The organism is Microbulbifer sp. ABF4_107 (assembly GCF_056312215.1).
In genome coordinates, this window is sequence record NZ_CM149983.1 from 2384955 (window position 1) to 2397018 (window position 12064).

11 protein-coding genes and 1 other RNA gene are annotated in these 12064 nt (G+C 57.6%); 4 read left to right on the forward strand and 8 right to left on the reverse strand.

The features are described from left to right. Positions 1 to 80: 80 nt before the first annotated feature. The gene (locus ACYX4K_RS09855) at positions 81 to 2054 is read right to left on the reverse strand and encodes an acetoacetate--CoA ligase (RefSeq protein ID WP_475092297.1); all 1974 of its coding nucleotides are present in this window, start codon (positions 2052 to 2054) and stop codon (positions 81 to 83) included. Between the two features lie 181 nt (positions 2055 to 2235). Here ACYX4K_RS09855 and ACYX4K_RS09860 point away from each other — a divergent pair, with 181 nt between their 5' ends. Continuing rightward, complete coding sequence (locus ACYX4K_RS09860) at positions 2236 to 3117, forward strand: LysR substrate-binding domain-containing protein (RefSeq protein WP_475092296.1); 882 nt, start codon at positions 2236 to 2238, stop codon at positions 3115 to 3117. Here the strand turns inward: ACYX4K_RS09860 and ACYX4K_RS09865 are convergent. The 5 genes from ACYX4K_RS09865 to ffs all read right to left on the reverse strand — a co-directional run bounded on the left by ACYX4K_RS09865 (position 3100) and on the right by ffs (position 7556). Beyond that, on the reverse strand, positions 3100 to 4059 hold the full coding sequence (locus ACYX4K_RS09865) for a hypothetical protein (protein WP_475092295.1): 960 nt from the start codon (positions 4057 to 4059) through the stop codon (positions 3100 to 3102). The two genes, ACYX4K_RS09860 and ACYX4K_RS09865, sit on opposite strands and share 18 nt — an antisense overlap. Then, entirely contained in the window at positions 4043 to 4432 is a 390-nt protein-coding gene (locus tag ACYX4K_RS09870; protein ID WP_475092294.1) for a PadR family transcriptional regulator, read from the reverse strand. The genes ACYX4K_RS09865 and ACYX4K_RS09870 overlap by 17 nt, the downstream gene beginning before the upstream one ends. Before the next feature lie 158 nt (positions 4433 to 4590). After that, positions 4591 to 5061 carry a Dps family protein gene (locus tag ACYX4K_RS09875; RefSeq protein WP_475092293.1) on the reverse strand — a complete coding sequence of 157 codons (471 nt, stop codon included), beginning with the start codon at positions 5059 to 5061 and terminating at the stop codon, positions 4591 to 4593. 150 nt (positions 5062 to 5211) lie between these two features. Beyond that, positions 5212 to 7167 (reverse strand): M2 family metallopeptidase, encoded by a 1956-nt coding sequence (locus ACYX4K_RS09880; RefSeq protein ID WP_475092292.1) that lies wholly within the window; start codon positions 7165 to 7167, stop codon positions 5212 to 5214. Between the two features lie 292 nt (positions 7168 to 7459). Continuing rightward, positions 7460 to 7556: signal recognition particle sRNA small type (gene ffs / locus ACYX4K_RS09885), an RNA gene on the reverse strand. Between the two features lie 279 nt (positions 7557 to 7835). On the opposite strand from ffs, the gene ACYX4K_RS09890 reads away from it, so the two are divergent. Both ACYX4K_RS09890 and ACYX4K_RS09895 read left to right on the forward strand, forming a co-directional pair. After that, positions 7836 to 8690 carry a 6-carboxytetrahydropterin synthase gene (locus ACYX4K_RS09890; protein ID WP_475092291.1) on the forward strand — a complete coding sequence of 285 codons (855 nt, stop codon included), beginning with the start codon at positions 7836 to 7838 and terminating at the stop codon, positions 8688 to 8690. A gap of 3 nt (positions 8691 to 8693) precedes the next feature. Next, positions 8694 to 9422 (forward strand): 16S rRNA (uracil(1498)-N(3))-methyltransferase, encoded by a 729-nt coding sequence (locus ACYX4K_RS09895; protein WP_475092290.1) that lies wholly within the window; start codon positions 8694 to 8696, stop codon positions 9420 to 9422. Positions 9423 to 9608: 186 nt separating this feature from the next. Here ACYX4K_RS09895 and ald read toward each other — a convergent pair whose 3' ends face one another. After that, the gene (gene ald / locus ACYX4K_RS09900; RefSeq protein WP_475092289.1) at positions 9609 to 10754 is read right to left on the reverse strand and encodes an alanine dehydrogenase; all 1146 of its coding nucleotides are present in this window, start codon (positions 10752 to 10754) and stop codon (positions 9609 to 9611) included. A 231-nt stretch (positions 10755 to 10985) separates the two neighbouring features. Here ald and ACYX4K_RS09905 point away from each other — a divergent pair, with 231 nt between their 5' ends. Beyond that, complete coding sequence (locus ACYX4K_RS09905) at positions 10986 to 11471, forward strand: Lrp/AsnC ligand binding domain-containing protein (protein WP_475092288.1); 486 nt, start codon at positions 10986 to 10988, stop codon at positions 11469 to 11471. A gap of 66 nt (positions 11472 to 11537) precedes the next feature. Here ACYX4K_RS09905 and ACYX4K_RS09910 read toward each other — a convergent pair whose 3' ends face one another. Continuing rightward, on the reverse strand, positions 11538 to 12002 hold the full coding sequence (locus ACYX4K_RS09910) for an Mpo1 family 2-hydroxy fatty acid dioxygenase (protein ID WP_475092287.1): 465 nt from the start codon (positions 12000 to 12002) through the stop codon (positions 11538 to 11540). Positions 12003 to 12064 lie beyond the last annotated feature (62 nt).

The window sequence follows — 12064 nt, forward strand, 5'->3', positions numbered from 1 at the left end:
CCGACTGTTCGCCGGGCAAGTTCGCACTTGGCCCGGCCTTTTTCATCACCGCCCGTCCTGATATCGCCTTTAAGAGGAGATTACTCTCCGGCGAGCTCTGACAAATTCTCAAACAGCTTCAATGCTTCCGGATTCGCCAACGCCTCCTGATTTTTCACCGGTTTGCCATGCACGACATTCCGCACGGCAAGCTCCACAATCTTGCCACTGATGGTACGAGGGATATCCGCCACCTGGATTACTTTCGCCGGCACATGGCGCGGGGTGGTATTGGCGCGAATGGTGGTGCGGATTTTCTGGATGAGGTCGTCGCCCAGGGTCAGCCCTTCCCGCAGCACCACAAACAGCACTACACGCACATCATCGCGCCACTCCTGGCCGATACAGATGCTGTCCAGCACCTCTTCGACTTTTTCCACCTGCCGGTAGATTTCTGCGGTGCCAATGCGCACGCCACCCGGGTTCAACACCGCGTCGGAGCGGCCGTAAATGATCACGCCACCGTGCTCGGTAATTTCCGCATAGTCGCCGTGGGCCCAGACGCCGGGCCAGTTTTCGAAATAGGCGCTGTGATACTTGCTGCCGTCCTCATCATTCCAGAAGCCGATGGGCATACAGGGGAAAGACGTGGCGCACACCAGTTCACCCTTCTCCTGCTCCACCGGCTTGCCATCGTCGCTCCACACCTGCACCGCCATACCCAGACCGCGGCATTGCAGCTCACCGGGATACACCGGCAGGGTCGGGTTGCCCAGGGCAAAGCAGGAGACAATGTCGGTGCCACCAGAGATGGAGCTCAGGCATAGATCCGCCTTGATGTCCCGATACACGTAACGGAACCCCTCGTGGGCGAGCGGCGAACCGGTGGAGAGTACCGCGCGCAGGCGCTCCAGCTTGTGGCTCTCGCGCGGCTTGCAGCCGGCCTTTTCCAGCGCGGCGATGTACTTGGCACTGGTACCGAATACGCTAATGCTTTCCTCGTCCGCCATATCCCACAGGCACTGCGCTGCCGGGTAGAACGGCGAGCCATCGTAGAGCACCAAGGTAGCGCCGCAGGCGAGCCCGCTTACCAGCCAGTTCCACATCATCCAGCCGCAGGTGGTGAAGTAAAACAGGGTGTCGTCGCGGGAGATATCCGTGTGCAGGCGGTGTTCCTTAATGTGCTGCAGCAAGGTGCCGCCCACGCCGTGCACGATGCACTTGGGCACGCCGGTGGTGCCGGAGGAGTACATGATGTACAGCGGGTGATTGAATTCGGTTTGCTCAAACGTCAGTGGGCGCGCGGGCGCAGTTCCCACAAAAGCGCCGAGGCTTACGGCGCGATCCAGGCCGTCGATATCCGATTCGGTCTGCTCCGATGAGCGCGCCACTGGCACCACCACCAGCTGCTGGATCGAATCGATCTGATCGACGATCTGCTCCAGACGCGGCAGGGAGTCGATAGTTTTGCCGTTGTAGAAGTAGCCTTCACAGGCGAACAAGACTTTCGGCGCGACCTGGCCGAAACGATCTAGAACGCCATTGATACCGAAGTCCGGGGAACAGGAGGTCCAGATGGCGCCGAGGCTGGTGGTGGCGAGCATGGCCACCACAGTGTCGATGATATTGGGCATAAAACCCGCTACCCGGTCGCCCTTCTCCACTCCGGCATTGGCGAGCGCTGCGGCCAGCCGCTCTACCCGCTCAAACAGCTGGCGGTAGCTCAATTCGCGGCGGCTGCCGTTTTCCAGGCGCTCGATCAGCGCCGGCTTGTCGTCGCGAAAACGCAGCAGGTTTTCGGCAAAGTTCAACCGCGCGTCCGGGAACCACTCGGCGCCGGGCATGGTGTCTTTCCCCAGTACCCGCTCGCCGCGCTCGCTGGCAATGACTTCGCCGAAATCCCACAACTGGCTCCAGAATGCCTCGCGGTTATCCACAGACCACTGGTGCAGGGCGTGGTAATCCGGCAGGGTTTGCTGATGCAGCTCATTTACCTGGCGGCGAAACCGGTCCATCTGGGTCGCGGCAATGGCCTCTTCCGTGGGCTGCCAAAGGGGTTGCACTGGATTGCTCATGTCAGCGGGCTCTCTCATTTTTCTGTGTCGGCATTCTGTCTGAATGGTTGACCATTATTGGCCGTCTCGCCATGTGAACAATCATGCCTTGGTCTAACACTTAAGACTAATTTAAACTTATTATTATTTAATAAGTTTTACTTAACAGATAATCAGGGCCTACACGACGCAAAACTCCAGTATGAGCACCACCATCAAACAGCTGCGCGCCTTTGTGGCCGTGGCCAGAACCCGCAGCCTGGCGGAAGCGAGCGCACAGCTGCATGTGTCGCAACCGGCCATCTCCATCGCCATTCGCACCCTGGAGGAATCTCTGGGTGGCGACCTGTTCAGCCGCGGAGGTCGGCAACTGGTACTGACACCGGAGGGCACCGCTTTTGTGGAGCGCGCCCAGCAACTGCTGCACAACTGGGACAACACTCTGGATGCGGTGCAGCAGCGTTTCCGCCTGCAGCAGGGGCAACTGTCCATCGCCGCCATCCCCGCCTTTGCCCTGAACCAGCTGCCGGAATTGCTGAAGCAATTTCACCGGCAACACCCGGATATCAATATCGTGCTGGAAGATATCGTGATGGAGCGGGTGGTGAATGCGGTGCAGGAGGGGCGCGCGGAATTGGGTTTCAGTTTTCGTCCGGACGATCTGGGCAATCTGAGCTTCACCCCCATCGGCGAAGACCGCTTTATCGCGGTACTACCGGAGGGACACAAGCTACAGCGGAAAAAACTGGTGCGCTGGCGGGACCTGGCGCAGGCGCCATTTATCGCCATGAACCGGGGCTCTGCGGTGCGCCGCTGGACAGACGCCGCGTTTGGGGAAGTGCTCCCGCGGTTATTGTGTGAAGCAAACCAGCTCAGCACCATCGGCCGGCTGGTACAGAGTGGCCTGGGGGTTAGCGCGGTGCCTAGCTTATGTGAGGAGCAAATGCGCGCGTATGGGTTGGTGTGCAAACCTCTGGCGGAACCAGTGGTAACCCATGCGGTAGGAATTCTCGCGCGGGAAGCCGGCGCCCTTTCAGCGCCAGCCCAGGCATTTCTAGCCCTGGTGTCAAACACGCACTCCTGATGGTGAGCGCACCAGCCGGCGGATATTTTGAAACAGATCCCACGCAGTGATCGCCACCACGACTCCAACCGCCACCTGCCAATTACCCTGGCTCGGTTGCCAGAGGTCACCGCCTTGCCACTGTATGGAAAAAGGCGCCTGCAGGCCCAGTAAAAATGCCAGCAGTATCAGCCAGTAAATATTCAGCGCCCCATCCACCAGCAGGCGGGCACGTGTCCAAAACGGGGAAATCAATTTGTACAGCGACAGCAGCACGCTGGCGCCCAGTGCAATATTGAGCCATGGCAGCAACGCCATCATCTCCGGCGAGAGGGCCAGTGCATTACCTCCATTGCTCGCCGGCAGCAGCCAGAGATCGTTCAGCCACGCCATTGCCAACAGGGTTACGACAAATTCCACCGAGGAATCAAAGCGCTTGATGCGCCGGCCGCTGTCCACCACGTTCGGCATCGAGCGGGGATTCCAGTTGGCAAATACCTGACGGTTATTCAACCCTTCCCCGATGAGATAAAACACCAGCGTGACTGCGACAAATGAATGCACACCGCTTTCGTAGAGGCCGCTAAACCAGCCAATCGCAGCAGAAAGCAGATTGGGATTTTCGGCAAAATACAGGGAGCCGACCACATCGATCGCCGTCACCACCGCGATAATCAGAAAGGTCCACTTCAGCACCTGCAGGTACAGCGGAAACAGCGGTTCGCTGACCAGTGCACGGCGCGGCTGATAGGCCGCGGCCACCGACATGGGGTGTCCCCTCTGCTTTAACAGGTCGAGAATTTCCTGCTCACTGGGCGCACGTGCCAGGGACTCTTCCAGATCATCCCGCTGATCCTGCAGATCCGACAGCAGCTCATTGCCCACATCTTCGCGCAGGCGTGCCGGCAAATAGGTACGTACGTTATCCACGTAACGCTGCAACCAATCAGTCTGTGTCGCCATTGATTCCACCTCCACTTTCCATACTTGCCATACTTTCCATTTTGTCCGCCAGCTGGCCAATCACGTCGTTCAGGCTCTGCCACTCACTGCGCATGGCTGCGAGTGCGATCTCGCCAGTGTCATCGATCTGATAAAAGCGTCGCTTGCGCCCCTCTTCCTGCCGCCAGTCGCTGGAGAGCAGCCCCTGGTCTTCCAGCCGGCGCAGCAGCGGGTAGAGGGTGCCTTCGTCAATCTCCAGCCCCTGCTGTGCCAGCTTCTTGCGCAGGGAGTAGCCGTAGTGCGGCTCTCCCAGCGCGAGCAATACCGCAAGGGTCAGCGCCCCACGGCGTACTTCCATCACCATTCGCTGGAGTTTTTCCGGCGCTTCTGTCATTCCGTTTCAGTCCATACTGTGCATCACACAGTAATTACTGTGCACCACACAGTAATAAAGCGCAAGTGGCAATCGCAGATTGGAACCGCAGAAGAAAAGTTACGGGCACAAAAAAACCGGCCAGAGGCCGGTTTTTCGAAAGGGGGGGGGAGATCTACTTACTGCGCGGTCGCCCGCAACATCCAGGCAGTCTTCTCATGCACCCGCATACGGTCGCCCACCAGTGCTGCGGTAGATTCGTCATCCGCATCCTGTGCCGCCTTCAGCACTTCGCGACAGGTTTTTACCACCTGCTCGTGGCCCTGGGTGAGGATCCGTACCATTTCTTCCGCTGCGGGCACGTCCTCAACCTCTTTAATCGAGCTCAACCCGGCAAACGCTTTGTAAGTACCCGGTGCAACCACATCCAGGGTGCGGATGCGCTCGGCAATGTCGTCCACCGCGGTCGCCAGTTCGGTGTAATGCTCCTCGAACATCAGATGCAGCTCCCTGAACAGACGGCCGGTCACATTCCAATGGAAATTGTGAGTCTGCAGGTACAGGGTGTAAGAATCGGCCAGCAAGCGCTTCAATCCCTCTGCAACCTGTTCGCGATCCTTCTCATTGATACCGATATCAATATTGCTCATTAGCAACCTCTTCTTGTGGTTCGAGTTCAATCCATAAAATCAGGACATAGCTAATACTATGGTCATAATCTGGCATTCAAACCCCAGGCCCCATTGACTGTGAATATATGGTCAATAGTGCCAGCCAATTGAATTTCTCACGCTGCCGGATTATTCCCACCCGCACTCGCGATCTTTATTCTGCTCTTGCAGGTACTCCATCAGCGGCTGGAAGTAATCCACTATGGCAGAGGCATCCAGCTCACGCTGACCGGTGAGCGCTTCCATAGCGTCGGGCCAGGGTTTGCTCGCTCCCATGGCCAGCATATTGCGCAACTTCTCACCGGCCGCCTTGTTTTTGAAGATGGAACAACGGTGCAGCGGGCCGGTTTCACCGGCGGCCTCGCACAGGGCGCGGTGGAACTGGAACTGCTGGATACGCGCCAGGAAGTAACGGGCGTAAGGGGTGTTACCGGGAATGTGGTATTTGGCACCGGGATCAAAATTGGCCTCGCTGCGCTCAACCGGCGCCTGAATGCCCTGATAATCCTCTCGCAGCTTCCACCACGCCTTATTGTAGTCGCCCGGCTGCACTTCGCCGTTGAACACCTGCCAGCGCCACTTGTCCACCAACAGGCCAAACGGCAGGAACGCAATCTTGTCCAGCGCCTGCTGCATCAGGTACCCGATATCTTTGTCTTCACCGGGAATTTCATCCATCAGGCCGATTTCTTTCAGATACTTCGGCGTGATGGACAGAGCAATGGTGTCACCCACGGCTTCGTGGAAACCATCGTTCGCGCCCTCTTTGTAAAGGAACGGCTGTTTGTTGTAGATGCGCTGATAGAAGTTGTGCCCCAGCTCGTGGTGCACGGTAATCAGGTCTTCCCCGGTTTTATTGATACACATCTTGATGCGGATATCGTCCTGGCCATCCAGGTTCCAGGCGCTCGCGTGACACACCACGTCGCGGTCCCGCGGCTGTACGAACTGAGAGCGCTCCCAGAAAGTTTCCGGCAGCGGTTTGAAGCCCAGTGAAGTAAAGAATTTCTCCCCGGCCTTCACCATATCCTTTTCGCTCATGCCGGAATCCACGACCAGCTGGGTCAGATCATAGGGTGCTTCCATGTCGTCATCTTTCACGACGTCGTAGATATTGCCCCACTCCTGAGCCCACATATTGCCCAGCAGGTGCGCCGGAATTTTGCCGGTGGCCGGCGCAACATCATCGCCATAATGTTCATTCAGTCGCGCGCGCACATGACAGTGGAGTGCTTCGTACAGGGGTTTCACTTTGTTCCACTGATTGTCCATATCCGCGGCGAAGGCATCCGCGGGCATATCGTATTTGGAGCGCCACATGACACTGAGGTTGTCGTAACCCAGCTCCTTGGCACCGGCGTTGCCAATTTCTACCTGGCGTTCGTACAAAGGCTTCATCGGCGGCGACACCTTGCGCCAACCCACCCACAGCTCTTTGAGCAATTTCGGGTCGCGGCTATTGGCCATCATCTGGCCCATTTCGGTCAGGGTGTAGCACTTGTTTTCGCCGTCGTCGCTGGCAGCAGGCTTTTCGTCACCGAGCTTGTTATCCGGACAATACTTACCCGCCCCGTACATGCCCTGCATTTTCGAGCCGATCTGAGCCAGTTCTGCGGTCAGCTTGGGGTCATTGGGTGCGGGAAAAACCAGTCCCTGTTTGAGCATCGTGAGCATGCGGCGGGTTTCCGCGTCCAGTTCGACGTCGTCAAACTTTGCCGCTTCCTGGGCCAGCTCCACTGCCATGGAGGTGAAGCGCTCCATGGCCAGTGCTTCGGTGTACTGAGAGTCCACATTGATGTAAGTGGACGCCAACCAGCTGGCATGACTCGCCTCTTCCGACATCTTGGCCAATCGCTCTTGGGCATTATCCAGAAACGCCTTGGCAGCCTCGGCATCCAGCTGGTCGCCATTACCGTCCCGACCCTGATCCTGAGCCCTGGCAACGGTGCCCGCATCGGTGGTATCCGCGCCGTAAGCGGCCTTGGATTGTGCCGCGGGTACTGGCGCTCCGGCATCCGGGGATTCTCGGTCACACCCCGCCAGGGTGAAGGTGGCAGCGGCGATTACCAACGCGAGCTTTTTCATCGGCGTCCTCTGATCATGAGTCATTATTTGACGTTATTTGGGGCCTGGCTCGGGCTGAGCGGGCGGCAACAAGAAAAAAGTCTGTCGCGGTTTTATAGCACAGGCTTCGCCCGTGCCGAGACGTTGACACAGTTCCTCAGAGGACTTCGGCACAAAATTCCCCGTAAAGCCACTGTACTGGAGAAATATTTCGCGAACAGTCGCGACGCACACTGGAACTGCCCAAAAACCGCGCAGGCTCAAGGCGAAATAAAAGCGATGGAAAAAGACTGGAGAGGGAAATTGGAGGCAGCCCAACCAGCACACCCCCGGCACATGATGTCACTGCTACCGTTGCTCCCTTCCGGGCCTGGCGGGGTTCACAGCTGATCATTGCGAGGAGACCGGAAGGGCCGCCACAACGCTCGAGCACACAGAATAGCACTGACGCTGGTACCAGGCTGTTTACTGCAGAAAATGCAATATCAGGTACCGCTGCACTCGAAGAGGGCGCGATTATAGAGACTCCTGGCGCCAGGTTCCAGCCCCTATTTCCCCCTATTCAATCCTCCGCGGATTTTCACCCGCGCCGCTCAAATTGCCAGGGCAAAAAAGCTATACTGTGCCGCGCCCGATCTGGGCCCGCTTTCTGCGACCTTACCGAGCCCTTCGATTTAACCGAGCCACCTATGCACCTATTCGTCGACAGCCTCACCAATGTGGATTTCAGTTATCTCCACCACGCCCGGGGAATTGTGGGTGAAACCTGGCTGGCCAACGCCGCGCTGGACGGCGCTCTGGATCATCAGGGGATGGTATGCGATTTCGGCATCGTAAAAAAAACCCTGCGCAACTGGCTGGACGATGAGTTGGATCACCGCCTTCTGGTGCCGACTCAGTCGCCGCATATCGCCATCCAGCAAGAAGGCGAGCAGCTAAATCTGGAATGGACACTGGCCGACGGAAAAACCATCTCCGTCGGTGGCCCCGCGCAAGCCTTTGCTCTGGTAGAAGCAGAATCCATTACTGCGGAATCCGTAGCGCGCTGGTGCGTCACCCAGCTGGACGGTGTTTTCCCGACCAGCGTGGATCAGCTCACCCTCGGCTTCAGCAACGAACAAATCGACACACCTTTCTATCACTACAGTCACGGCCTCAAAAAGCACGATGGCAACTGCCAACGTATCGCCCACGGCCACCGCTCCCGTATTCGTATCGATGTGGATGGGCAACGTAGTCCAGAGCTCGAAACCCTTTGGGCAGGACGCTGGGAAGATATCTATCTGGGCACCCGGGAAGATCTCATCAAGGAATCCGGCGAAGGTCAGGATACGCATCTGCACTTCGCCTACCAGGCCCAGCAGGGCGCGTTCACCCTGAGCATGCCTGCCAGCCGCTGTGAAATTCTCGGCTGCGACACCACCGTCGAACAGCTCGCCCAATATATTGCGGACGAGCTGGCCAAAGAAAATTCCGGTAAGGACATTACCGTGCGCGCCTATGAAGGCATCGGCAAAGGTGCCGTGGCCAGCGCCAGGCGGTAATCAATGAACCTGATTTTGCTTGCGCCGGAGGATTTTCAGTCCTCCACAGAGGCCTCTACCGAAGTGCTCCTGCGCGGCCGCCGCTTTCAGCATATGGCGGAAGTGCACCGCGCAGAGATTGGCGACCGCATGAAAGTGGGTGTCATCAATGGACAGATTGGCGAGGGCGAAATCACCGGCCGCGGCGAAGATCACATCGCCATGTCCGTCACCCTGCAACGGGATGCGCCCGCCCCCCTGCCGCTGACCATGATCCTGGCGTTGCCCCGCCCGAAAATGCTCAAGCGCACCATCCAGCACGCCACTGCGCTCGGGGTTAAAAAGCTCTACCTGATCAACGCCTACCGGGTGGAAAAGTCCTTCTGGCAAAGCCCGTGGCTTGAGGACGAAAAGTTGCGCGAGCAATGCATACTCGGCCTTGAGCAGGCGGTGGACACGGTTATGCCACAGATCGAGCTGCGCAAACGTTTCAAGCCGTTTGTGGAAGACGAGCTGCCGTCCATTGCAGAAGAATCCCTCAAACTGGTGGCACACCCGGTAACCGACGTACCCTGCCCTGTGGATATCCAGCAGCAGACTACCTTGGCGGTCGGGCCGGAAGGTGGCTTTATTCCCTACGAAGTGGAAAAGCTGCAGGAAATCGGCTTCCAGTCAGTACATCTCGGGCCGCGCATTTTACGTGTGGAAACCGCCCTCCCCGTATTGCTCAGTCGACTCTTCCCTGCCAGATAAATCTCTTCAAAACCGATTTAGAACGTCTTCACAAAATACCCCCCCCGCCACAACGAAAAAAGCCGCGCTAAAAAGCGCGGCTGCAATGGCAGTCAGACACTGCCGGGTCTCACAGAGTGGGGCGTGGGGGCGCCCCAGAAGAGAACTGATAAAATTCAGTTCTGTACCACCTGAAGGCAGATGCCTTTAGGCAGCAACATCCGATTCCACAGCGGATTTCTGCAGAGCCAGTTTGGGATCCACGTATTCGTAACCCAGTACATCGGCTACGGCTTTGTAGGTCACCATACCAGCGTGTACGTTCAGACCTTCCAGCAGGTTGGCGTCGTCCAGCAGCGCCTGCTTGGCACCTTTGTTAGCCAGCGCTACCGCAAACGGCAGGGTGGCATTGTTCAGGGCCATGGTAGAGGTACGCGCTACACCGCCCGGCATGTTGGCAACACAGTAGTGCACCACGCCGTCGACCACGTAGGTAGGCTCTTGGTGAGTAGTTGCCTTGGAGGTTTCGAAACAACCGCCCTGGTCAATCGCCACATCCACAACTACCGCGCCTTTCTTCATGCGGCTGATGATGTCGCGGGTCAGCAGTTTCGGTGCTGCAGCGCCCGGGATCAGTACCGCACCCACAACCAGATCGGCCTCCAGCGAGTGGGATTCGATCGCATCATTGGTGGAGTATTCGGTGCGCACTGCGCCACCGAAGATATCGTCCAGCTGACGCAGACGCGGCAGGGAGCGATCCAGAATGGTCACGTCGGCACCCATACCCAGGGCCATTTTGGCCGCGTTGGTACCAACCACACCGCCACCAATAATCAGCACCTTGGCCGGGGCAACACCGGGTACACCACCCAGCAGAACACCCAGACCACCCTGGGCTTTTTCCAGGTGGTGCGCGCCGCACTGCACGGACATACGGCCGGCAACTTCAGACATCGGCGCCAGCAGCGGCAGGCCGCCAAAACGGTCGGTTACGGTTTCATAGGCAATACAGGTCGCACCGGATTTCACCAGCAGCTCGGTCTGCTTGGGGTCCGGCGCCAGGTGAAGATAGGTGTACAGCAACTGACCCGGGCGCAGCATTTCGCACTCGTGGGGCTGCGGCTCTTTCACCTTCACGATCATATCCGCAGTGGCGAAAATCTCTTCCGGCGTGTCGATAATCTTGGCGCCAGCCTGCTGGTACATTTCATCGGTGAAACCGATGGATGCACCGCCGTCTTTCTGCACGATCACCTCGTGACCGTGACCGATCAGCTCGCGCACGCTCGCCGGAGTCAGGCCAATACGGTACTCGTGGTTCTTAATCTCTTTCGGGACACCGATCAACATAACGTTTCTCCTCAATTACCCTGTAAGCGCCATTAGCTGCGCTCTTCTTTTGTTGGATTCCCGCAGTATAGGCGTCTCTTTAGAGTGGATTTCTGTAGATTTTCCAATACTATTAGTGGAATCCACTGGCCACATGGCGCAAAGACCGTTTTTTAGCCAGACAGAACCCAGCCGCGCGTTACAGCCAAGTCAAGCCCCGAGAAAGCGCACAGAAAAACCAAAAGGAAAACCATGAAACGACGTGCCAGTGAACTCAGCACCATTGACCGCAATATCCTGCGAGTACTGCAGAAAAACGGCCGCACCAGCTATGCAGAACTGGCCCGTCAGGTAGGTCTGACCGCCACGCCCTGTGTGGAGCGAGTCAAGAAGATGGAAAGTGACGGGGTTATCCAGGGCTACACCACCCTGATCAATCCGGAGTACCTGGACGCCGCGCTGGTGGTCTTCGTACAGATCCGCCTGAACCGCTCCGCCCAGGATGCCTTTGAGGCCTTCCGCAGCGCGGTGTCGGAGTTACCGGAAGTACAGGAGTGCTATCTGGTGTCGGGCAGCTTTGACTACCTGATCAAGGCGCGGGTGGCCGACATGAGCGCCTATCGAAGGTTCTATGGGGAAACATTACTGACCCTGCCGGAAGTGCAGGAGTGCACCAGCTATGTGGTGATGGAGCAGGTGAAAGAGACGCTGGAAGTACCGGTGCACTACAACCGGTAAAAGATTCCCCTTTAGGTAGGAATCGGAGCCCGCTTGCAGGCTCCTGAAGAGTACCCAGAGATAATATCAGTATTTGATTCCGAGCTTGCGGTACAGGAAGCCGATTACCCAGGCCGGGCCGATCAGCAGAAACTGGAGATCCTTGAAGAAAGAAGGCTTCTTGCCCTCAATATGGTGCCCCACAAACTGGAATACCCACATCACCACAAACAGCCCCACAGACCACCAGAGCACGCTCATGCCAGCTCGCTCCATCGCGCTGCAAGCACCGAGACAAAGCAGGGACAGTGCCAGCATACCCAGCCCCAGAGGGAAGGACATTGCCATATAGAAAAGTAGCGCCGGGATCAGCGTAACAACTGCCCAGTTCAGCCAGGGCAAGGAAGCCATCCACTCCGGCTGGGGAATGGACCAGAAAAGCCCCACTACCGTGAGGTAAATCAAAGGAACCGCCACCCAGTGGATGGCCTTGTTGGTGGAATTCTGGTGGCTCTCGCCGTATTCGCTGAACCACTGGTCTGCTGTACGCATGGTTTTCCCTCGCCTTGGTTGTTATTGGATTGGCTTTTGGGGATGGTACATTAGAACTCAAT

What these genes read in the sequence shown, in the direction of transcription:
- ACYX4K_RS09865 (WP_475092295.1), bottom strand. Translation starts at nt 4,059, where the DNA reads ATGGCGACACAGACTGATTGGTTGCAGCGTTACGTGGATAACGTACGT.
- ACYX4K_RS09890 (WP_475092291.1), top strand. Translation starts at nt 7,836, where the DNA reads ATGCACCTATTCGTCGACAGCCTCACCAATGTGGATTTCAGTTATCTC.
- ACYX4K_RS09875 (WP_475092293.1), bottom strand. Translation starts at nt 5,061, where the DNA reads ATGAGCAATATTGATATCGGTATCAATGAGAAGGATCGCGAACAGGTT.
- ACYX4K_RS09855 (WP_475092297.1), bottom strand. Translation starts at nt 2,054, where the DNA reads ATGAGCAATCCAGTGCAACCCCTTTGGCAGCCCACGGAAGAGGCCATT.
- ald (WP_475092289.1), bottom strand. Translation starts at nt 10,754, where the DNA reads ATGTTGATCGGTGTCCCGAAAGAGATTAAGAACCACGAGTACCGTATT.
- ACYX4K_RS09880 (WP_475092292.1), bottom strand. Translation starts at nt 7,167, where the DNA reads ATGAAAAAGCTCGCGTTGGTAATCGCCGCTGCCACCTTCACCCTGGCG.
- ACYX4K_RS09905 (WP_475092288.1), top strand. Translation starts at nt 10,986, where the DNA reads ATGAAACGACGTGCCAGTGAACTCAGCACCATTGACCGCAATATCCTG.
- ACYX4K_RS09870 (WP_475092294.1), bottom strand. Translation starts at nt 4,432, where the DNA reads ATGACAGAAGCGCCGGAAAAACTCCAGCGAATGGTGATGGAAGTACGC.
- ACYX4K_RS09895 (WP_475092290.1), top strand. Translation starts at nt 8,694, where the DNA reads ATGAACCTGATTTTGCTTGCGCCGGAGGATTTTCAGTCCTCCACAGAG.
- ACYX4K_RS09860 (WP_475092296.1), top strand. Translation starts at nt 2,236, where the DNA reads ATGAGCACCACCATCAAACAGCTGCGCGCCTTTGTGGCCGTGGCCAGA.
- ACYX4K_RS09910 (WP_475092287.1), bottom strand. Translation starts at nt 12,002, where the DNA reads ATGCGTACAGCAGACCAGTGGTTCAGCGAATACGGCGAGAGCCACCAG.